Origin of the sequence: Massilia cavernae (assembly GCF_003590855.1) — a bacterium.
In the GTDB taxonomy this organism is placed as follows: Bacteria; Pseudomonadota; Gammaproteobacteria; order Burkholderiales; family Burkholderiaceae_D; genus Telluria_A; species Telluria_A cavernae.
In genome coordinates this window covers 1-20,636 of the sequence record NZ_QYUP01000200.1, presented here as the reverse complement: position 1 = coordinate 20,636, position 20,636 = coordinate 1, and the positions used below count along the sequence as shown (strand labels likewise).

Sequence of the window (20,636 nt, the reverse complement as noted above, 5' to 3'; positions counted from 1 at the left end):
CGTGGCGCGGACGAACGTCCGCCACCGCCGCCACCGCCATTGCGTGCGCCGCCGCCACCGCCTGCGCTGCGTGGCTTGGCCGCGCCGCGGCCACCCGCGCCAACGCGGATCACCTGGCCACCGCCACCACCGCCGCCGCCCGGACGGCCGCCGCGGCCGCCATGGCCAGGCGCGCCGCTGCGCAGCTGGATCGGCTGGGCGCGCGCGCTCGGGTCAGGCTCGAAGCCCGCGATGACCTGGCGCGGCAGGGTTTGCTTGATCAGCTTTTCGATGTCCTTCAGCATGTCGTGCTCGTCCACGCAGACCAGCGATACCGCTTCGCCGGTGGCGCCGGCGCGGCCGGTACGGCCGATGCGGTGCACGTAGTCTTCCGGGATGTTCGGCAGGTCGTAGTTGACCACGTGCGGCAGCTGGTCGATGTCGATGCCGCGCGCCGCGATGTCGGTCGCCACCAGCACTTGCAGGGTGCCGTCCTTGAACTCGGACAGCGCCTTGGTGCGCGCCGACTGGCTCTTGTTGCCGTGGATCGCCAGTGCGCCGATGCCGTCCGCGCCCAGCTGGTCGACCAGCTTGTTGGCGCCGTGCTTGGTGCGCGTGAACACCAGTACCTGGCTCCACTTGTTCGACTTGATCAGGTGCGACAGCATCGGGTGCTTCTTGTCGCGGTCAACCGGGTGGATCTTTTGCGCGATCACTTCCACGGTCGAATTACGGCGCGCCACTTCGATCATGGCAGGCTTGTTCAGCAGGCCGTCGGCCAGCGCCTTGATCTCTTCCGAGAAGGTGGCCGAGAACAGCAGGTTCTGGCGCTTCGGCGGCAATGCAGCCAGCACTTTCTTGATGTCGCGGATAAAGCCCATGTCGAGCATGCGGTCGGCTTCGTCCAGGATCAGGATCTCGATCTTGGACAGGTCGACGGTGCGCTGTTCCATGTGGTCGAGCAGGCGGCCCGGCGTGGCAACCAGGATGTCGACGCCGTGCTTGAGCTGCTTGATCTGCGGGTTGATGCCGACGCCGCCGAAGATCACGGCCGAGTTCAGGTTGGTGTACTTGCCGTACACGCGCACGCTTTCCTCGACCTGGGCCGCGAGTTCGCGGGTCGGGGTCAGCACCAGCGCGCGCACCGAGCGGGCGCTGCTCTTGCCGGTCAGCGCGGCGCCGACCTTGTCGGTCGACAGGCGGTGCACGACGGGCAGGGTAAAGCCGGCGGTCTTGCCGGTGCCGGTCTGGGCGCCGGCCAGCAGGTCGCCGCCGTTCATCACGGCCGGGATGGCCTGCGTCTGGATGGGAGTCGGCGTAGTGTAGCCGGCTTCGGTGACTGCGCGAACGATGGCGTCGGACAGGCCGAGAGATTTAAATGACATGTTAACTTTATGAAAAAGATCGGCCCGTCGCCGCATATATTGGGCGCCAGTCGCAGGCAATCGGATTGAAAAATCAGAGGCGGCAGGGAGACTGGAAGCGGTGCCGCTTAATGTCGCAGTATAAACACAGCGTTTCCCAAAGGGAAGAAAAACGTTTCGCTGTGGCAATTAACTGCGGGAATAGCGGAGGGGCCAGGCGGCCCCTCGGCTGATGCAGCGTATTCTACGCGAGCTTTGGATTTGCTGCTTACGCGAAAGGCGCCAGCAGTGTGACCATCTGGCCGAACACCTTCGGGCTGGCCGCGATGATGTCGCCCTTGTGCAGGTAATCGGACTCGCCGCTGAACTCGCCGACGATGCCGCCCGCTTCGGTCACCAGCAGCGCGCCGGCCGCGATGTCCCACGGCTTCAGGCCTTTTTCATAGAAGCCGTCGCTGCGGCCGGCGGCCACGTTGGCCAGTTCCAGCGCGGCGGCGCCGGCGCTGCGGATGCCGTGGCAGCGCTCGGCCATGATGGCGTACATCTTCAGGTAGTCGGAGACTGCGCGCGGACCGGCGGCGTGGCCTGCCGACAGCAGCGCGTTGCCGATGCGGTCGTGCTTGGTCACGCGGATGCGTTTTTCGTTGAGGAAGGCGCCGGCGCCCTTGGTGGCGGTGAACAGGTCGTTGCGGACCGGGTCGTACACGACGGCCTGGGTGGTCACGCCGCGCTGCTGCAGCGCGATCGACACGCAATAGTTAGGGTAGCCGTGCATGAAGTTGGTGGTGCCATCGAGCGGGTCGATGATCCACGAATATTCACTCTCGTCGTTCAGGTTGGCGGATGCACCCGATTCCTCGGCCAGGATCGCATGGTCAGGGTAAGCTTTGAGCAGGGTCTCGATGATCGCCTGTTCAGCCGCCTGGTCCACTTCGGTCACGAAATCGTTGTGTTGTTTTTCAGTGACATTGAGGCGGTCGATGTCGAACGACGCGCGGTTGATCACGGTGGCGGCGCGGCGGGCGGCCTTGATCGCCGTATTGAGCATTGGGTGCATATCGGGTTCCGGTTAGATGAACGCTAACGCGCACGGCGGCCCGGGCGGGCGCTGTGTGCGCTAGTGAAACAAGAATGAATTAAAGAGCGGGGCGGCGCCGAACTGGTTAAAATCGCGGGCCTGAAGCCCTGCTTTTTTCACGATCGACGCTGCGCGATACCGCTATTTTAAATGAACATGCCTCCATCCAGCACATCTCTTTTCAAACGCCTGCGCTTCGTGCTGGTTGAAACCAGCCGCGCCGGCAATATCGGATCGGTGGCGCGCGCCATGAAAACCATGGGCTTTTCCGAGCTGGTGCTGGTCAGCCCGCGCTTTCCGGACATGCCGGCCGATCCGGAAGCGGTGGCCTTCGCCAGCGGTGCGAAGGACGTGCTGGAGGGCGCCCGCACCGTCGGCAGCATCGCCGAGGCGCTGGAAGGATGCCAGTTCGCCGCCGCCGTGTCGGCCCGCCTGCGCGAGTTTTCGCCGCCGGTGTGGACCCCGCGCGAATTCGCCGGCCACGTGGCGGGGCAGGGCGAACTGACGGCGGCCCTCATTTTCGGCAATGAGCGCTTCGGCCTGCCGAACCAGGTCGTCGAGCAGTGCAATGTACTGATCAACATCCCCGCCAATCCCGAGTACTCCTCGCTCAACCTGTCCCAGGCGGCCCAGGTGCTGGCCTACGAGTGCCGCATGGCTGCCATCGACGGCGCCGCGGTCGCGGCCTCGCCGATCGGCTTCCATGGCGACGCCGCCAGCGTAGCCCAGATCGACGGCATGTACGCCCACCTGGAAGAAGCCTTGGTCGCGGTCGGCTTCCTCGACGCCGGCAACCCGAAAAAGCTGATGCCGCGCCTGAAGCGCCTGTTCGCCCGCACCCAGCTCGAGACCGAGGAAGTCAACATCCTGCGCGGGATCGCGCGCCAGATCCTGAAGTCCAGGCACTGATATGAGCGTGCGCCTGCTATTGCAGCTGCTGGTGCTGGTGCAGGCCGCCGCCGCGGGTGCGATCGCATGGGCGGCGTGGCGCGTGTTCGGCCTGCCGCCGGCCGCAGCGCTGGCGCTGGCGGCGGCTGCGGTGGTGCTGGTGCGGCTCTTGATCTCGGCCAACAACTTCATGATGAGCATGCGCGCCGCCAGTCCCACCCCGGGCGAGTTCCGCCTGTCCGCGGCGGCCCGGGCGCGCCTGTTCGGCGAGGAGTTCCGCGCCTCGATGCTGCAGTCGTCCTGGATCATGCCGCGCGCGCGGCCTTGCCGGCGCCTGTTTCCCGGCTCTCCCCATCCACCAGTGCTGCTGCTGCACGGCTACGGCTGCAACAGCGGCTACTGGGCCTACCTGCTGCCGCTGCTGGAAGCGGCGCAGATCAGCCACGCTGCGCTCGACCTCGAGCCGCTGGGCGCGCCGATCGACGACTACGTACCGGCGGTGGCGCGCGCCGTCGACGCGCTGTGCCTCGATGCCGGCGCGCCGCAGGTGGCGATCGTCGCCCACAGCATGGGCGGGCTGGTGGCGCGCGCCTACCTGCGCGCGTACGGCGCGGCGCGGGTGGCGCGCGTGATCACCCTCGGCACGCCCCACCACGGCACCAGCCTGGCCGCGATGGGCCCGGGCGCCAACGCCGGCCAGATGCGCCGCGCCAGGCAGGGCGAGGCGCCCGAGAGCGACTGGCTGCGCCGGCTGGCGGCATCGGAGACCCCGGCCACGCGCGCGCTGGTGACGTCGATCTATACCCATCACGACAATATCATCGCGCCCCAGACCTCCAGTGTGTTGCCTGGAGCCAACAATATCGCCTTCGGCGGGGTCGGCCATGTGGCGCTTGGCTCGAATCCGCGCATCCTTTCATGCGTCCTGCATGAACTGGTTCGTAATTCTTCAGGGCAATAAAAAAAGTCGGGCAGCCGTGTTACAGTCAAGCTCACAATCTTGTCGTGGAAAAAGTGACACAGCGCTCGTTGCATGCGAAAGCAACATTGTGTCACGATCTAACAGATGAGCCTGGAGCGTGTTCCGGGCCATCCAGGCAGCCCGGCATACCGGTGCAGGCGCCCGCCGCACCTGGCCAGGCTTAACCAACGGGAGTGCATCCGTGTCAGCACGCATTCTGATTATTGAAGACAATCCAACCAACATGGAGCTGATGGTCTATTTGCTTAACGCATTTGGCTTCACTCCCCTCAGTGCAAACGATGGCGTCAGCGGCATGCAGGCCGCGCGCGACGCCCGGCCGGACCTGATCATCTGCGACGTGCACTTGCCGCGGCTGGACGGCTACGGCGTGGTCGCCCAGCTCAAGCAGGACCCCGAGCTGCGCAGCATCCCGGTGCTGGCCGTGACCGCGCTGGCGATGGTCGGCGACCGCGAAAAGCTGCTGGCCGCCGGTTTCGACGGCTATATCGGCAAGCCGATCGAGCCCGACACCTTCGTCGTCCAGCTGGAACAATTCCTGGCGCCCCGGCGCGCTGCAACGGCGCCGGCGCCCGAGTCCCAGGCGCGCGCCCGCCAGGCCACCATCCTGATCGTCGACGACCACGTCCTGAACCGCGAATTCCTGCTGACCCTGCTGGGCTACGGCGGCCACCGCCTGATCGACGCCGCCAACGGCGCCGACGCGCTGCGCCTGGTCAAGGAAGAAAAACCCGACCTGATCGTCTCCGACATCCTGATGCCGGGCATGGACGGCTATGAACTGGTCACGCGGCTGCGGCGCGACCCCGCCACCGCCGACCTGCCGGTGATTTTCTACACCGCCCTGTACCGCGACCGCGAAGCCGGCCGCATGGCCAAGGAGTGCGGGGTGCGCTGGCTGCTGCCCAAGCCATCCGCCCCCGACGTGATCCTGCGCACCGTGCATGAAGCCCTCGGCATCGGGCAGGGCGCCCAGCACGGCGGCGCCGACAACCAGGACGTCTTCCTGGTCGACGACGCCGTCGCCGGCTTCCTCGACGAGCTGGAGGACGGCGCCGGCAACCCGGCCCCGGCCAGCGTCGACGCCGAAGCGCCCGACCCGGTGTCGGAGCGGCTGCAGATGACGCAAAGGCTGTCAACCTCGCTGTCCAGCCTGCAGGCCGTGAGCCTGCGCCTGACCGCGCTGATCGAGCTGGGCATCGAACTGGGCGCCGAGCGCGACCCGGCCGCGCTGGTGGCCACCGGCTGCCGCGTGGCGCACGACATCTGCGATTCGGCCTACGCCTGCATCGGCGTGCTGGAGGAGGGCGGCGGCGGGCTGCACTGCTTCGCGGCCTTCGGCGCCGACGTTCCCGAGAAAATCGCCGCCGCCGCACCGCGCGCGGGCGTGCTGGGCAAGCTGCTGACCGGCCGCGTGCCGGTGCGCATCAGCGGCATCGACGGCGACCCGTCGGTGCTGGGCCTCCCAAGCGGGCACCCGCCGGTGCACTCCTTCCTGGGCGTGCCGATCGCCTCGCGCGTGCGCGTGCACGGCTGGCTGTACCTGGTCGACAAGCAGGGCGCCGGCGAGTTTTCGGAAGTCGACGAGCGGGTCGCGGTGACGGTCAGCGCACAGATCGCGGCAGCCTACGAAAACCTGGCGCTGGTGGAAGAAATCAAGCGCAACCACGCCCAGCTGACCGCCGACATGGCGGCCCGCATCCGCCTCGACGAAGACCTGCGCCGCTTCCGCACCGCGATGGACGCCACCGGCGATGCGATTTTCCTGATCGACCGCAGCAGCACCAGCTTCGTCGACGTCAACGCCACCGCCTGCCGCATGCTGGGCTTCGAGCGCGCCGACTTCCTGGCCGGCGGCGCGGCCGGCATGGACCCGGACGAACGCGCCCGCCTGCATGTGCTGTTCGACCGCCTGCTGGGCGGCGAACAGGCCGGGCAGATGGACGAACTGGTGCTGGAGCGGCGCGACGGCTCGGCGCTGTCGGTCGAGGTGCAGCGGCGCACGCTGCGTTCCGGCCAGAGCTGGATCCTGGTGGCGGTCGCGCGTGACATCACCGAGCGCAAGCAAGCCCAGGAACAGCTGCTGCAGCTGGCCCACTTCGATACGCTGACCGGCCTGCCCAACCGCAGCACCTTCAATTCGAAACTGCAGCGCGCGCTGCAGCAAGCCGAGGAAAACCGCTGGGCGGTCGGGGTGCTGTTTCTCGACATGGACCGCTTCAAGACCGTCAACGACACGCTCGGCCACCCGGTCGGCGACGAGCTGCTGCGCCAGTTCGCCAACCGGCTGGTGGAAAGCCTGCGCCCGCGCGACACCGTCGGCCGCTTCGGCGGCGACGAATTCGCCGCCATCATGATACTGCCCGAAGGGCCGGCCACGGCGATCCCGGTGATCGAGCAGATCCGCGACGCGATGAACCGCCCGTTCGACCTGCACGGCCACGAGGTGACCGTCACCGCCAGCATCGGCATCACCATTTTTCCGGACGATGCCCAGGACGCCGATTCGCTGATCAAGTATGCCGACACCGCGATGTACCGCGCCAAGGAAGCCGGGCGCGACGCCTTCCGCTTCTTCACCGCCGAGATGAACGCCCAGTCGCTGGCGCGGCTGGACCTCGAGAACGCGCTGCGGCGCGCGATCGACAACAACGAATTCGTGCTGTACTTCCAGCCCAAGGTGCACATCGCCTCGCGCCGGATCAGCGGCGCCGAAGCCCTGATCCGCTGGAACCGCCCGGGCCACGGCCTGGTGTCGCCGGCGCTGTTTGTGCCGATCCTGGAAGAGACCGGCCTGATCGTGCGGGTCGGCACCTGGGTGCTGAACGAAGCCTGCCGCCGCATCAGCGCCTGGGGCAAGTCGAAGACCGGGCCGGTGCGGGTGTCGGTCAACGTCTCCGGCATCCAGTTCTTCGCCGGCGGCCTCGAAGAAGACGTGCTGCGCGCGATCCGCGACCACAACATCTCGCCCGAACTGCTGGAACTGGAGCTGACCGAAAGCTCGCTGATGTCGAACGCCGAGGACACCATCGCCGTGCTGCGCAACCTGAAGGCGCTCGGCATCCAGGTCTCGATCGACGACTTCGGCACCGGCTACTCCAGCCTGGCCTACCTGAAGCGCTTCCCGATCGACAAGCTGAAGATCGACATCGCCTTCGTGCGCGAAGTGACCTCGAACCCGGACGACGCGGCCATCGTCCTGGCCATCATCAACATGGCGCACAGCCTGAAGCTGCGCGTGGTGGCCGAGGGCGTCGAGACCGAGGCCCAGCTGTCCTATTTGCGCCGCCACGCACACTGCGACGAGATGCAGGGCTACTTCTTCAGCCGCCCGGTGCCCGGCCGACGAACCTGGAACGATGCTGCAGGACGGGCGGGTGCTAGTTGCGAAGCCGGAGGACGAAGACGAGGAGGGCCCGCAAACCCTGCTGATCGTCGACGACGACGCCTTCATGCTCGACGTGCTGTCCGACTTCCTGGCGCAGGATGGCTACCGCATCCTCACCGCGCGCTCCGCGGCCGAGGGCTTCGACGTGCTGGCGCGCCACAACGTGCAGGTGATCCTGTGCGACCAATGCATGCCGGTCATGAGCGGCACCGAGTTCATGGAGCGGGTCAAGCAACTGTGCCCGAACACCTTCCGCATCATGCTGTCCGCCTATGCCGACCTGACCCCAATCATGGCGGCCATCAACCACGGCGCGATCGACCGCTTCTACACCAAGCCATGGCAGGGCGCGGCGCTGCGCGAAAACATCCGCGAGGGCTTCCGCGTCCATGCCCAGCAATTCGGCGGCCGCGACAGCAGTGGCGGCAGCGGCGGGAGTGGCGGCATGCAGGGCGGAAACATCGCGATTCATTAGGTCGGCTTTCGTCGCGCCCTTGCCGGACCGGGGCCAGGTGCGGTACGCTTGCAGCTTGCCGCATCTTAACCTTTCGACAAGGAGATCGCCGTGCCTGCATTCGCCCGCATCAGTCCCTGCCTGTGGTTCGACTCCCAGGCCGAGGAAGCCGCCAACTACTACACCAGCATTTTCCCCAATTCGAGAATCACCGAGGTCGCCCGCTACCCCGCCGTGGGGCAGGAAATCCATCACCAGCCCGCGGGAGCGGTGATGACGGTGGCCTTCGAGCTGGACGGCACCCCGTTCACCGCCCTGAACGGCGGGCCGGTGTTCAAGTTTACCGAGGCGGTGTCGTTCCAGATCATGTGCGCCGACCAGCAGGAGGTCGACCATTACTCGACCCGGTTGGGCGAGGGCGGCGACCCGAATGCGCAGCAGTGCGGCTGGGTGAAGGACAAGTTCGGCCTGTCGTGGCAGGTGGTGCCGCGCGTGCTGCTCGAACTGACGACCAGCAAGGACCCCGGCGTGGCGGAAAAGGCGTTTGGGGCCATGCTGAAAATGAAGAAAATCGATATCGCCGAGCTTGAGCGGGCGGTCAAGGCATAGAACGAGGAACAGTATTGATCAAGAACCGGAAGGCAGGTATCGCCATCGCGGCGCTGGGAGCGGCTGCCGCCGTGGGATCGGTCTTCTGGATCGGGATGCCCGGCAGCGGCTCGCGCCTCGGCGCCAAGCTCGCCGCCGTGGTGCAGCCTCGCACCGAGCTTGGCTGGCCGGTGTATGTGACCACCGTGGCCGGCGGCGCGGCCACGGGCTTCGCCGATCCCTTCGGCCTCGCCATCGACAGCGCCGGCAACCTGTACGTGGCCGACGCGGGCGACAACAACCGCATCCGTAAAATCGCGCCCGATGGCGCGGTCACCGTGCTTGCCGGCCAGCGTGAAGGCTTTGCCGACGGTGTGGGCAAAGCAGCTTCCTTCAACACGCCGTCGGCGCTGGCGATCGACGCCGCCGGCAATCTGTACGTGGCCGACACCGGCAACAACGCGATCCGCAGGATCACCCCGGCGGGCCTGGTCACCACCCTGGCCGGCGGCGGGCCGGCGGGCTTTCGCGACGGCGCCGGCGCCGAAGCGCAGTTCAACGGCCCGGTCGGCGTGGCGGTCGACAAGGCCGGCAATGTCTGGGTGGCCGACACCTACAACGACCGCATCCGCAAGATCACGCCGGGCGGCGTGGTGACCACGGTGGCCGGCGGCGCAACACCGGGCGACCTGGACGGCCCCGCGCTGGAAGCGCGCTTCGACACCCCGTGCGCCATCGTCGCCGGCAACGACGGCGCTCTGTACATCGCCGACACCCAGAATGGCGCGCTGCGCAAGCTGTCGCCCGACGGCATGGTGACGACGCTGGCGCGCGCGCCGCTGGACGCCGAGGATCCGCTGATGCGGCGCCCGGTCAGCCTGGCGCTGACCCACGACGGCTACCTGTACGCGGGCGACATGGCGCGCGGGCGCATCCTGCAAGTGTCGCCGCGCGGCGAGTTGCGCGGCCTGACCGGCATCGGCGTCGACTTCCAGGTCGGCGACGAAAAAGCGGCCCGCTTCGTGCGGCCGGCGGGTATCGCGCTGGGTCGCGACGGCGCGCTATACGTGACCGACGCCGTCCGCCGCGCGGTGCGCAAGGTGGCGAGGCGGGAGGGCGCCGCGGCGCCCCAGCTGGAAGATGCCGGCGCCGGCCACGCGAAGGTAGCGGGAAGCTTCCCATGGCCGGTACGCCCGCAGCAGGCCTGGCACGAAGTGGTCGGCACGGTCGGCGAGGTACGCGGCAACTACGACGGCGAAAGCCGCCACCACTTCCACAACGGCCTCGACGTGCAGGCGGCGATGGGCGAGACGGTGGTCGCGGTGGCCGCCGAAAAGGTCAGCAGCCCGCTGCCCAACTGGGGCTACGGCGGGGTCGGCGAAGGCCTGTCGCTCGACAAGTTCAGCTACATCCACATGCGCGTAGGGCGCAACGTGAAGGATGCGCCGCTCGACTCGGCGCGCTTCGCGATGCTCGCGGACGAAGCGGGCAAGCTGGCGCGGGTACGCGTCAGGCGCGGCGCGCGCTTCGCGGCGGGCGACCCGCTGGGCAGCGTCAACCGCATGTTCCACGTCCACCTGCTGTACCGGCCGGACGGCGCCATCCTGAATGCGATGGTACTGCCATTCACCGGTTTCTCCGACAGCGTGGCGCCGCGCATCGGCGGCATCGCGCTGGTCGGCGCCGACGGCAAGCCGCTGGCGGGCAAGCGCGGCCAGCCGCTGCGGGTGCCGGCCGGCGCCGGCCCGCTCGACATCGTGGTCGACGCCTTCGACCAGAGCGACGGCAACGCCGCGCGGCGCAGGCTGGGGCTGTACAAGGTGGGCTACCAGGTGCTGGACGGCGCCGGCGCGCCGCTGCCCGGCTACGAGCAGCCGAAGGTGAACATCGAATTCAACCGGCTGCCGCCGGACGACGAAAGCGTGAAAGTGGCGTATGCGGAAAGCAGCGGCATCACGGTGTACGGCAGCGCAGCCACCCGTTTCCTGTATGTGGTGACCAACACGGTGCGCGACGGCGCCGCGCGCAAGGGTGGCTGGGATCCGGCCGGCCTGGCGCCGGGCGCCTACACGATCCGCATCCTCGCCGCCGACTACGCCGGCAACATTGCGGCGGCGGGGCGCGACCTGGCCATCCTGGTCGAATAAGCGGCGGACGGGGGGCCACCGATGGCGCTAGGGTGGGGCGGCGATTCGGTGGTATGCTTGGCGAAGTAAATCACCGTCCAACAGCCATGCTCCAGAAAGCCCCACGCCGTACCCGCGAACGCATCCTCGAATTATCCCTGCGCTTGTTCAACGAGTTCGGCGAACCAAACATCACGACGACGGTGATCGCCGAGGAGATGAACATCTCGCCCGGCAACCTCTACTACCACTTCCGCAACAAGGACGACATCGTCAATTCGATCTTCGTCCAGTTCGAGGCGGAGATCGGCCGCATCCTGACGGTGCCGGACGGGCGCCGCTCCAACATCGACGACGTCTGGCTGTACCTGCACCTGATGTTCGAACTGATCTGGCGCTACCGCTTCTTCTACCGCGACCTGAACGACCTGTTGTCGCGCAACCGCAAGCTGGAGCTGCACTTCAAGCAGATCCTCGGCCACAAGATCAAGGTCGCCACCCAGCTGTGCGAAGACCTGCGCAGCGAGCAGTCGCTGGAAGCCACCGACAACGAGATCAACGCGATGGCCACCAACATGGTGGTGGTCGCGACCTACTGGCTGTCCTACGAATACGTGCGCAACCCGCGCAAGTACACCGAACAGCAGGCCATGGCCGACGCGCTTGCGCGCGGCTGCTACCAGGTGCTGTCGCAGCTGGCCCCCTACCTGCGGGGCGAAACGCGCATCCTGTTCAGCAAGCTGTCCGAAGACTATCTGAAAAAACTCAAGCAATAGCAGGCGGAAAATGAAGTCGATTGCAGTGTATTGCGGCGCCTTGCACGGCGCATCCCCCATCTACGACGCCTCGGCGCGCGCGATGGCGCAGGCGCTGGTGGAGCACAACATCGCGCTGGTCTACGGCGGCGGCAACGTCGGCCTGATGGGCACCATCGCCGACGAGGTGCTGCGCCTGGGCGGCGAAGTGACCGGCGTGATCCCGCGCGCGCTGATCGAACTCGAAGTCGGCCACACCGGCCTGACCCGCCAGTTCGTGGTCAAGGACATGCACGAGCGCAAAGCCATGATGTACGAGCTGTCGGACGGCTTCATCGCGCTGCCGGGCGGGATGGGGACGCTGGAAGAACTGTTCGAGATGCTGACCTGGTCGCAGCTGGGCCTCCACTGCAAGCCGATCGGCGCGCTCAACGTCGACGGATTCTGGGACGGCCTGGTGGCCTTCATCGCCCACCAGTACAAGCAGGGCTTCGTGCGCCCGCAGCACGCGGGGCTGCTGCAGGTCGACCCCGATCCGGACACGCTGATCCGGCGCATGCAGGAAAGCTGCCCCGCTCAGGCCGGGTAAATCCGGTCGCGGCCGGTGGCCTTGGCGGAGTATAGGGCCTTGTCGGCGCGGCTGATGGTGCCAGCGAAGGCTTCGTCCGTGCGGCGCTGGGTAACGCCGGCCGAGAAGGTGATGCGCAGCGACGCATCGAAGCCGGCCAGCTGCGCGGCGCCGACGCGCGCGGCGATCCGGCGCAGCACCACCTGGGCGTGTTCCAGGCTCGTTTCCGGCAACAGCAGCAGGAATTCCTCGCCGCCCCAGCGCGCCAGCGTATCGCCCTCGCGCAGCGCGCTGGCCGCGGCGTCGGCAAAGGCGCGCAGCACCGCGTCCCCGGCCGCGTGCCCGTGGCGGTCGTTGACGCTCTTGAAATGGTCGAGGTCGAGCAGGGCGATGCAGGCCGCGTGGCCGTCCGCATGCTCGCGCCGCTCCTCCGCCACCAGCAATTCATTCATGTGGCGGCGGTTGGCCAGCAGGGTCAGCTCGTCGATCGTCGCCAGCGTGCGGATCCGCGCCAGCGCCTGTTCCAGGTCCTCCTTCTGCTGCTTGAGGCGCAGGCGCAGCTTGCTCATTTCGCCGGTCAGCACCGTCACCGAAATCATCCCGACCGCGGCCAGCGCGAAATGCATGACCTCGACCCTGGGCGGGTAGCGCAGCGGGTCGCCGAGGGCCATCGCCGCCATCGTGGCGCCCAGGGACACGAGGGCGATCGCGCACAGCAGCAGTGTATGGCGCGGGCGCAGCGCGAAGGTGCAGAAGACGATCACCACCAGCAGCACCAGCATCGACGCGCCGCGCACCGGGCCGAAAACGGCATAGCCGGCGACATTCAGGCTGATGCCGAACACGCCTTGCAGCATCGCCAGTTGGGACGGCCCGAGGCCGAGGGCCAGGCTGGCGCGCACCAGGACGAAGCAGCCGACCAGGCCCAGCGAGGCCATCTTCACCAGCAGCAGCGAGCGTTCGCGCTCGGCGGTGCCGTTGTCGACCTGGGCCAGCAGCAGCCCGAGGCACACGGCATAGACCAGCACGGTCGCGCCCCAGTAGCGCAGCATGCGCGCCAGCTTCGGATCGGCGCTCAGGAACAGCCAGCGCAGGGCGCTTTTCAATGGCATGCGGGGGCCTCCGCGCCAGCCAGGCCGGCCTGGCGCTGCAGCAGTCCGGCGATTTCGCCGGCCGTCACCGGACGGCTGAACAGGTAGCCCTGCATCTCGTCGCAGTCGTTCTCGAGCAGGAAGCGGCGCTGCTGCTCGGTCTCGACGCCTTCGGCCAGCACCCTCAGGTTGAGGCGGTGGCCGAGCGAGATCACGGCCAGCGCGATGGCCTGGCTGCCGGCGTTGTCGGCCAGGTCGCGGACGAAGGACTTGTCGATCTTGAGGGTGCTGATCGGGAAGCTCTTGAGCGCCGACAGGCTGGAGTAGCCGGTGCCGAAGTCGTCGATCGACAGCGTCACTCCCATCGCTTTCAGCTGCGCCATCTTGCCGACCGACTGCGCCAGGTCGCGCATGATCAGGCCCTCGGTAACCTCGATCTCTACCGCGCCGGCATCCAGGCCGTTGGCGGCAAGCGCCTCGCCCACGCGCTCGACCAGGCGCTTTTCCTCGAACTGGCGCGGCGACACGTTGACCGACATCGTCACCGGCGGCAGGCCGGCGTCGCGCCATTGCGCGGCCTGGCGGCAGGCGGTGTGCAGGATCCAGTCGCCGATCGGGATAATCAGGCCGCTTTCCTCGGCCAGCGCGATGAAGCGCGAAGGCGGCACCATGCCGTGCACCGGGTGCTGCCAGCGGATCAGCGCCTCGACGCCGAACATGCGGCCGCTGCGCAGGTCGACCTTGGGCTGGTACAGGAGGCTGAACTGCCCGCCTTCGAGCGCGCTGCGCAGGCCTTCGAGCAGGACCAGCTTTTCCTCGACGCTGGCGTTCATCTCGCGCGTGTAGTACTGGAAGCCGTTCTTGCCCAGTTCCTTGGCGCGGTACATGGCCGCGTCGGCGTTCATCATCAGGGTATTGGTGTCGGCGCCGTCGCGCGGGTACATCACCACGCCCATGCTGCAGCTGACCTGGACTTCCTGGCACTCCAGCAGTACCGGCTCATTGACGGCGGCGCGGATTTTCTCCAGCACCGGAGCCACCGCCATCGGGTCGTCCGGCTGGTCGTCGAGGATGATCACGAATTCGTCGCCGCCGAAACGGCCCAGCGTATCCTCGCGCCGCATGCAGCCGGCCATGCGCTGCGCCACCACCTTCAGCAGCTCGTCGCCGGCATTGTGGCCGAGGCCGTCGTTGACCAGCTTGAAGCCGTCCAGGTCGATGAAGGCGATCGAAATACAGCGCCCGCGCCGGCGCGCGTGGTGGATGGCCTGGTCGAGGCGGTCGCGGATCAGGCTGCGGTTGGGCAGGCCGGTCAGGTCGTCGTGCTGCGCCATGTGGCGGATGCGTTCCTCGGCAAGCTTGCGCTCGGTGATGTCGCGCACGATGGCCACCACGCCGCCTTCGACCGGCACCACCTGGCGGTGCAGCCAGCGCTTTCCGATCGCCGGGTGCTTGCTCTGCCACTCCGCTTCGTGCACGCCCCCGAAGATGGCGACCTTGGCCAGCTCGTCGAAGATGCCGTTGCCGCGGTAGCGCGGCACGATGCCGCACAGCTTCTGGCCGTGCAGCTGCTGCTTGCCGATGCCGCTGATCTGCTCGGCGCGGGTATTGGATGCCTCGATCACGAAATCGACGATGGTGCCCTTGTCGTCGCAGATGCTGCGCATGACGAAGAAGGCGTCGAGGCTGGCCTCGGACGCGGCGGCGAAGGTCTCCTGCGCGCGCCGGATGCGGCGCCGGGTCTTGCTCATCTGCCACGACCACAGGCCGACCAGGGTCACGAACAGCACCAGTGCGGCGCTGCCGCTGGCCGCCATCCACAGGTGGTGGCGGCGCTGCTGCTCGAAGGCCGCCATTTGCTCCGATTCGTCCAGGCCGACCACCGCGTTCAGCGCGAAGCCGTGCAGGCCGCGCGTGCTGGTGTAGCGGCGCACGCCGTCCCATTCGTTGGCGACCACGTCGCCGCGGGCGTTGGGCGTTTGCGGCGCGCCGCGTCCCCATGTGACCTTGTCGCCGGTGCGCAGCGCGCGGAACAGGCCGTCGTTGCCGTACAGCCCGAGCGCGCCGCGCTCGCCCAGGCGCGAGCGCTCGTAGCCGCTGGTGAAGTAGGCCGGGTCGACCGCCAGCACCACCACGCCGGCGAAATGGCCGTCGGTGCCAGCCAGCCGGCGCGAGAAGTGCAGGTGCCACTCGGGATTGGCGGCATCGGCCATCACCTCGCTGACAAACGGCCTGTCTGCATTGTTGTTGCGGTGGTGGCGGAAGTAGCCCTGGCTGGACACGTCGGCCGTCGTCAGGCCCGGGTTGCTGGCCACGATGCGGCCGTTGCTGTCGACGATGGCGACGATGAACACCAGGCCGGACGGCAGCAGGCCCTTCTGGTTCAGCGCGGGCAGGGCGGCGGCGGCGCCTTTCAGCTCCACCGCGTACTTGACCACCCTCAGGGTCTGGTCGATCGCGCCCAGGTTGCGCGCGACCTGGGCCTCGTAGGTGTCGATCATCTCCTGGCTGGAACTGCGCGCGGCCGCGCGGGCGGCGGCGCGGTCGACCGAAATGAAGTGCCAGGTGACGGCCCAGATCACCGCCAGCACCAGCGCGGTGAACAGGGGCAGCGAGATATGGGTTTCCAGGACGAGGCCGAGCCAGCGGCGCAAGCCCGCCTTGTCGGTGGGCGCGCTGCCGGTGCCGGCGGCGAGCGCCCTTAGCCGTTCGGCCTGGCTTTGCATCGCCGCCCCTACCTGACCACCAGCACCGGACGCACCGACGCGTCGAGCGAGGCTTTGTCGATGTAGCCGATCAGGGCCGGATTCTTGGCCACCTCTTTGCGGATCGCGGCGCTGTTGGGCAGCTCGCGCGGCGGCTTGCCGCGGCCGGTAAAGATCATCTTGGTCCAATAGGCCTTCAGCAGCGGCGGCGTCTTGGCCGCCACCTTGGCGTAGAAGTCGTCGCGCAGCGGCGAGCCGATGGCCTGGTCGAACGGGACCGCTTCGGCCCCGTCCGGGAAGCGGCCGGCATGGCCGAGGAAAATGTCGGCCACCTGGTCGGGGCGCATGGCCGCCACCGGGTTGCGGGCCGATACGATCACCACCAGTTCCGCCGCCGAGGCGGCCGGCGCGGACAGGGCGAAGACGGCGGCGGCCAGCAGGAATCGCAAAGTCGAAAGTCTCATGCGCGCTTCCTCAGAATACGAAGTCCAGCACGGCGCTGGCGACATGGAACGGCTGGCCGGACCGGAACCGGCCGGGGTCCACGTTCACCAGCGTGCCGCGCGAACCGTCGGTCGGGCTCACGCGGTCGTACTGCACTTTCAGCGCCATGCCGGGAGCCAGGTCCCAGCGCGTGCCGACGGTGACGGTCGACTGCACCGCGATTGTCGCCAGCGAGGATTGCAGGTAGCCGTTGGCGGTGGCGGCCAGCGGGCGGTAGGACGCCGGCAGGGTGTCAAGCGCAATGCCCGGATCGGCGATCGCGCTGTCCGGATCGACCATCGCGTAGGCCACGTATGGGGTTAAGTCGCCCGAACGGAATCCAGCGCTGGCGTAGCCGGTCCAGCTATCGCCAGCGTAGGAGCCGCCGGTCTTGATGCGCCCCAGTTCGGCCATGGCGAACCACTTGCCCGGGTCGTAGTTGACGCCAATGCTGGACGCGCTGGTGCGGCGGTGGGCGATGTCGAAGCGGTCCGCGATCGCCACGCCTTGGGGGCCGAACTGGCGGTAGGCGTCGAACAGCTCGCGCGCCAGGTCGATGGTCAGGTTCGCCGTCAGGAAGCTCATGCGCACGCTGGCGTCGCCGTAGCTGGTGGTGTGCGACAGCCCGGCGATGCCGTGGGCTTCGACGGTGGCGTTATCCCACAAGTCCTTTTTGGTGCGGCCGTAGAACACCTGGGTGGCGTTCTTGACCGAGCCGAGGTTCCAGCGGTAGTTGGCGTCGACGCCGTCGCTGCTGGTCAGCGGGATCGCGTTGTACACCTCGACCGGCGTGCGCACCCACGGATAGGCGTAGCCCACCTTGCGGTAGTCGGCGGCCAGGAAGATCGGCAGCGCGATGCGGCCGGCGCGCAGCGACAGGTCGGGCGAGACCTGGTACTTGACGTTGGCCCACTCGATGGCCGGCTTGTACGAACCGTCCTTGCGCTGCTCGCTGACCGCCTGGACCACGGCCGACAGCTCCTTGTTGAGGGTGAGGTCGAGCTGGGCGCCGAGGCGGCTGTCGACGTCCGGGCTCCAGCGCTCGGTGCGGCCGGCGCCGGAAGACTTCATGATGCTGGACGTGAAATCGGCGCTGCGGATGCTGGCGTGGGTCAGTCCCACGCTGCCGAAGCCGCTAAAGGCGACGTTGGGGTAGGCGAGGTCGCCGGCCCGGGCGGAGGCGCACAGGAACGCGATTGCCGCACCGAGGGCCAGCACGGCGGGGCGGATCGAAGGCCGGGACGACAGGACTTGTTGCTGCATTGCTGGTGTTCTCGTAATGTGCCGCGCCACGAAGCGAGGCATGCATGCATGCATGCACGCGCGCTGCGTACACGAAGTTGCTTGTTTCGGGAGTTGGCCGGCGGGGACGTGGCTGGCGCATCGGGGCATGGACGTACATGCAAATCCGCAACTTTAAAGTTCCGTACGGCCACTGTCGAGCTAATCCCTGTCTTAATTTTGCCTTAATTGATGCTATTGGGAAATTTATGTTGCGCAATTATAACATTGCAAAAACAACATTTCAACAATCGATCTCGCAATTTAACAAGAAAATCGTTGCGGACTTACCAGGGACGCTGGCCGGTCAGGTCGAGTTCGGTGAGATAGAGGCGGAGGTCGAACTCGTACTGGTGGTAGTTCGGCTCCATGTAGGTGCACAGCTTGTAGAAGGCCTTGTCGTGCTGCTTTTCCTTCACGTGCGCGAGTTCGTGCACGGCGATCATGCGCAGGAATTCCAGCGGCACTTCCTTGAACATGCTGGCGACGCGGATTTCGTGCTTCGCCTTCAGCTTGCTTCCCTGGACCCGCGAGATGGAGGTGTGCAGGCCCAGCGCGTGGTTGATCACGTGGATCTTGCTGTCGAAGGCGACTTTATTGATGGGGTCGGCATTGCGCAAGAACTCGCCCTTGAGGTCCTGGACGTAGTCGTACAGCGCGCGGTCGGTGCGGATGCCGTGCATGCCGGAATAGCGCTGCCGCAGGACTTCGCCAAGCTTGTTTTGCTCGATCAGCCGGGACACTTGCGCGCGCGTCTGGTCGGAGTAGGCGCTGAGGTATTTCAGTTCTTGCATGCGCGCAATGTACCACATGGGGCGGCGGCAGGTGCGGCGCGCCTGCCATTGTTTATTCCTTGTCCTTGTCCCCCTGGCGGCCGCCCCGGGCTTCGGCGGCGCTTTGCGCGGCGCGATGGGCCGACTGCCGGCTTTCGCCGCCCTTGCGGCCGATGTCGGCCATGTGCTCGCGGTTGCGGCTGACCACCTCGCCGCCTTTTTGTCCTGCACGGCGCGCTTCTTCCGAATCGAATTCGTGCGCCGTTCCTTTTTGGTGTGCTGCCTGGCCGCCCTTGCTGGCGATCGCGCGCTGCTGGTTTTCATCCATTGCGGCGAAGCCGCGCTTGGCCTGACCCTGGCTACTACCGCTGCCGCCCTTTTGCGCGCTGTGCGAGCCGGAGCCCTTGCCGCCGCCACCTTGCTTGGTTGTCGCCATGTCGATCTCCTCGTGTCCGTTGTGCCTGAACTTGAAGCGGCCGTCTGGCCGCCAACCCTGCAATCGAGCGCGGTTCAATTGCCGCGCCCGTGGGTTAGAGGGGAGCACCTGCCTTTAGTTCCGGCCAGTGCCCGCTTTAGTTGGGTGGACGCTGGGCCTGGCGCGCGCTGCCGCGCGGCGCCACCGCCTCGGCCGGGATGTCCTGCGCCGGCAGGCCATCGTCCAGCTCCTCCTTGCGGGTGGCCAGCTGCGCGCCAAGCTCGTCCAGGTCCAGCCCGGCGTTGCGGGCGGCGTCGAACATGTCGCATTCCTCCTTCTCGATGTGGTGGGCGATTTCCTCGCCCAGCACCGTGACGGTGGCGTCGTAGTGGTCGTCGCCCGGGAACATCGTTTCGAGCTGGCCGATCAGCTCGCGCGCGCCGGCGTGCTCGATGCCGGCTTCGTCCATCAGATCGTCGTCGTCGATCACCGAGCGCAGCAAGGGGTAAAAGATTTCGTCCTCGATCATCGTGTGCGTGGCGACTTCGCGGCAGATTTCGTCCACCAGCCGGCCCTTGCGCCCGTCTTCGTCGTCGATGTCCTTGAGGTCCTCGAACTCGCGGAACAGGCCCCTGACCTTGTCGTGGTCGGCCTTGAGCAGTTCCAGCGCGTCCAGCGCCGGCGTGATTTTCTTGCCTGGTTTGTCGTTCATGGTGCGCTCCTGTGTCAGGGCGTTCAGCCCGGTTCCTGCTGGCCGTTGGGGCCGCGTGCGGCGCCGGCCACGTCGGCGGCGGCGCGCTGGTAGCTGGCGAAGGCCTTGCCCGCTTCGGCACTGCGCCGCGCGAAGTCGTCGGCCAGCGCCTGCGCGCTGCGGCCGGCCTCGGGAATGTGGGTTTCGGCCGCATGGGTCAGCTCGGCCTGGGCACCGGCGACCACGCCCACCAGCGCCTGCTGGTAGCCGCGCAGGTGCCGGGCCACCGGTTCGGCCAGGCGCATGGGGATGGCGCCGGCCTGGAACGGGTCGGTGCAGGCGGCCAGCTGGCGGCCGGCGTCGAGCGTGGTCTCCAGCAGCTGGCGCCCCAGTTGCAGGTTCAGCTCGCCCAGCTTGCGGGCGCTGTCCAGGCTGCGTTGTGCGAGTTCATTGAAGAAGCTGAGCTGGGTGTCGACATGGGATTTCAGGGCGGGATTGTGCGCAAGCGAATTCATATATGTACCTCGGCAATGGCAGGGGAGGACACCGCGGCGCCGCGGTGCGTGTGCTCGTCGAGCATGCGATAGACCTTGCCTTGCCGCCCAGGTTCCGGCGAACCGTGCCCGACCCCGCTTCGATCAAGCCGCGTGCACGCGAGCAACGGCCCGTGCGACAATACGTTTTTTGCAAACTCATCCTTACCCCCGAGACGCCATGCATCCGGAATACATCCTGACCCTGTCCTGCCTCGACCAGCGCGGCATCGTGCATCGCGTGTCGGGCTTCCTCGCCGAACATGGCTGTAACATCATCGATTCCGCCCAGTTCGGCGACCCGGAATCGAAACTGTTCTTCATGCGCGTGCATTTCAAGCTGGAAGACGCGCGCGTCGGCGACGCCGCGCTGCGCGCCGACTTCGCCACCCTGTGCGACGCCATGCAGATGAACGGCCAGTTGCACGACGCCGGCTACAAGCCGCGCGTGGTGCTGATGGTGTCGAAGATCGGCCACTGCCTGAACGACCTGC

General features: G+C 67.3%; 17 protein-coding genes and 1 pseudogene. 8 read left to right on the top strand and 10 right to left on the bottom strand.

Going from position 1 to position 20,636, the window contains the following annotated elements; all coding sequences use genetic code 11:
• On the bottom strand, positions 1 to 1,364 hold a 1,364-nt coding region (locus D3872_RS24945; RefSeq protein WP_119813288.1), incomplete at its 3' end, for a DEAD/DEAH box helicase.
• A gap of 247 nt (positions 1,365 to 1,611) precedes the next feature.
• On the bottom strand, positions 1,612 to 2,391 hold the full coding sequence (locus D3872_RS24940; protein WP_119813287.1) for an inositol monophosphatase family protein: 780 nt from the start codon (positions 2,389 to 2,391) through the stop codon (positions 1,612 to 1,614).
• Between the two features lie 180 nt (positions 2,392 to 2,571).
• On the opposite strand from D3872_RS24940, the gene D3872_RS24935 reads away from it, so the two are divergent.
• From D3872_RS24935 to D3872_RS24905, 7 genes and pseudogenes are all read left to right on the top strand, one after another.
• On the top strand, positions 2,572 to 3,330 hold the full coding sequence (locus tag D3872_RS24935; protein ID WP_119813286.1) for an RNA methyltransferase: 759 nt from the start codon (positions 2,572 to 2,574) through the stop codon (positions 3,328 to 3,330).
• A gap of 1 nt (position 3,331) precedes the next feature.
• Positions 3,332 to 4,270: an alpha/beta hydrolase gene (locus D3872_RS24930; RefSeq protein WP_119813285.1), complete on the top strand. Its 939-nt coding sequence runs from the start codon at positions 3,332 to 3,334 to the stop codon at positions 4,268 to 4,270.
• A 202-nt stretch (positions 4,271 to 4,472) separates the two neighbouring features.
• Positions 4,473 to 8,154, top strand: a pseudogene (locus D3872_RS24925) (EAL domain-containing protein).
• A 90-nt stretch (positions 8,155 to 8,244) separates the two neighbouring features.
• Positions 8,245 to 8,742, top strand: coding sequence for a VOC family protein (locus D3872_RS24920; RefSeq protein WP_119813284.1), 498 nt, complete (start codon positions 8,245 to 8,247; stop codon positions 8,740 to 8,742).
• Between the two features lie 14 nt (positions 8,743 to 8,756).
• The gene (locus tag D3872_RS24915) at positions 8,757 to 10,868 is read left to right on the top strand and encodes an NHL repeat-containing protein (protein WP_220477006.1); all 2,112 of its coding nucleotides are present in this window, start codon (positions 8,757 to 8,759) and stop codon (positions 10,866 to 10,868) included.
• 86 nt (positions 10,869 to 10,954) lie between these two features.
• Positions 10,955 to 11,623 (top strand): TetR/AcrR family transcriptional regulator, encoded by a 669-nt coding sequence (locus D3872_RS24910; RefSeq protein WP_119813283.1) that lies wholly within the window; start codon positions 10,955 to 10,957, stop codon positions 11,621 to 11,623.
• Between the two features lie 10 nt (positions 11,624 to 11,633).
• A complete protein-coding gene (locus tag D3872_RS24905; RefSeq protein WP_119813282.1) occupies positions 11,634 to 12,191 on the top strand; it encodes an LOG family protein in 558 nt (185 codons plus the stop codon).
• On the opposite strand, the gene D3872_RS24900 is transcribed toward D3872_RS24905, so the two are convergent.
• The 8 genes from D3872_RS24900 to D3872_RS24865 all read right to left on the bottom strand — a co-directional run bounded on the left by D3872_RS24900 (position 12,179) and on the right by D3872_RS24865 (position 20,124).
• Positions 12,179 to 13,282: a diguanylate cyclase gene (locus D3872_RS24900; RefSeq protein WP_119813281.1), complete on the bottom strand. Its 1,104-nt coding sequence runs from the start codon at positions 13,280 to 13,282 to the stop codon at positions 12,179 to 12,181. The two genes, D3872_RS24905 and D3872_RS24900, sit on opposite strands and share 13 nt — an antisense overlap.
• Positions 13,273 to 15,987 carry a bifunctional diguanylate cyclase/phosphodiesterase gene (locus D3872_RS24895; RefSeq protein WP_119813280.1) on the bottom strand — a complete coding sequence of 905 codons (2,715 nt, stop codon included), beginning with the start codon at positions 15,985 to 15,987 and terminating at the stop codon, positions 13,273 to 13,275. The genes D3872_RS24900 and D3872_RS24895 overlap by 10 nt, the downstream gene beginning before the upstream one ends.
• Positions 15,988 to 15,995: 8 nt before the next feature.
• Positions 15,996 to 16,430, bottom strand: a complete 435-nt coding sequence (locus tag D3872_RS24890) for a type 2 periplasmic-binding domain-containing protein (protein WP_119813279.1) — start codon at positions 16,428 to 16,430, stop codon at positions 15,996 to 15,998.
• A gap of 10 nt (positions 16,431 to 16,440) precedes the next feature.
• Complete coding sequence (locus tag D3872_RS24885; protein WP_119813278.1) at positions 16,441 to 17,712, bottom strand: hypothetical protein; 1,272 nt, start codon at positions 17,710 to 17,712, stop codon at positions 16,441 to 16,443.
• A gap of 305 nt (positions 17,713 to 18,017) precedes the next feature.
• Positions 18,018 to 18,524, bottom strand: a complete 507-nt coding sequence (locus D3872_RS24880; RefSeq protein ID WP_119813290.1) for a YgjP-like metallopeptidase domain-containing protein — start codon at positions 18,522 to 18,524, stop codon at positions 18,018 to 18,020.
• A 52-nt stretch (positions 18,525 to 18,576) separates the two neighbouring features.
• Entirely contained in the window at positions 18,577 to 18,939 is a 363-nt protein-coding gene (locus D3872_RS24875) for a KGG domain-containing protein (protein ID WP_119813289.1), read from the bottom strand.
• A 136-nt stretch (positions 18,940 to 19,075) separates the two neighbouring features.
• Positions 19,076 to 19,630 (bottom strand): hemerythrin domain-containing protein, encoded by a 555-nt coding sequence (locus D3872_RS24870; RefSeq protein WP_119813277.1) that lies wholly within the window; start codon positions 19,628 to 19,630, stop codon positions 19,076 to 19,078.
• A 23-nt stretch (positions 19,631 to 19,653) separates the two neighbouring features.
• Complete coding sequence (locus tag D3872_RS24865) at positions 19,654 to 20,124, bottom strand: phasin family protein (protein ID WP_119813276.1); 471 nt, start codon at positions 20,122 to 20,124, stop codon at positions 19,654 to 19,656.
• A gap of 199 nt (positions 20,125 to 20,323) precedes the next feature.
• Here D3872_RS24865 and D3872_RS24860 point away from each other — a divergent pair.
• Positions 20,324 to 20,636: ACT domain-containing protein (locus tag D3872_RS24860; RefSeq protein WP_119813275.1), on the top strand; the 313-nt coding region annotated here is incomplete at its 3' end.

What these genes read in the sequence shown, in the direction of transcription:
- D3872_RS24865 (WP_119813276.1), bottom strand. Translation starts at nt 20,124, where the DNA reads ATGAATTCGCTTGCGCACAATCCCGCCCTGAAATCCCATGTCGACACC.
- D3872_RS24910 (WP_119813283.1), top strand. Translation starts at nt 10,955, where the DNA reads ATGCTCCAGAAAGCCCCACGCCGTACCCGCGAACGCATCCTCGAATTA.
- D3872_RS24930 (WP_119813285.1), top strand. Translation starts at nt 3,332, where the DNA reads ATGAGCGTGCGCCTGCTATTGCAGCTGCTGGTGCTGGTGCAGGCCGCC.
- D3872_RS24895 (WP_119813280.1), bottom strand. Translation starts at nt 15,987, where the DNA reads ATGCAAAGCCAGGCCGAACGGCTAAGGGCGCTCGCCGCCGGCACCGGC.
- D3872_RS24890 (WP_119813279.1), bottom strand. Translation starts at nt 16,430, where the DNA reads ATGAGACTTTCGACTTTGCGATTCCTGCTGGCCGCCGCCGTCTTCGCC.
- D3872_RS24880 (WP_119813290.1), bottom strand. Translation starts at nt 18,524, where the DNA reads ATGCAAGAACTGAAATACCTCAGCGCCTACTCCGACCAGACGCGCGCG.
- D3872_RS24940 (WP_119813287.1), bottom strand. Translation starts at nt 2,391, where the DNA reads ATGCTCAATACGGCGATCAAGGCCGCCCGCCGCGCCGCCACCGTGATC.
- D3872_RS24900 (WP_119813281.1), bottom strand. Translation starts at nt 13,282, where the DNA reads ATGCCATTGAAAAGCGCCCTGCGCTGGCTGTTCCTGAGCGCCGATCCG.
- D3872_RS24905 (WP_119813282.1), top strand. Translation starts at nt 11,634, where the DNA reads ATGAAGTCGATTGCAGTGTATTGCGGCGCCTTGCACGGCGCATCCCCC.
- D3872_RS24875 (WP_119813289.1), bottom strand. Translation starts at nt 18,939, where the DNA reads ATGGCGACAACCAAGCAAGGTGGCGGCGGCAAGGGCTCCGGCTCGCAC.
- D3872_RS24870 (WP_119813277.1), bottom strand. Translation starts at nt 19,630, where the DNA reads ATGAACGACAAACCAGGCAAGAAAATCACGCCGGCGCTGGACGCGCTG.
- D3872_RS24935 (WP_119813286.1), top strand. Translation starts at nt 2,572, where the DNA reads ATGAACATGCCTCCATCCAGCACATCTCTTTTCAAACGCCTGCGCTTC.
- D3872_RS24885 (WP_119813278.1), bottom strand. Translation starts at nt 17,712, where the DNA reads ATGCAGCAACAAGTCCTGTCGTCCCGGCCTTCGATCCGCCCCGCCGTG.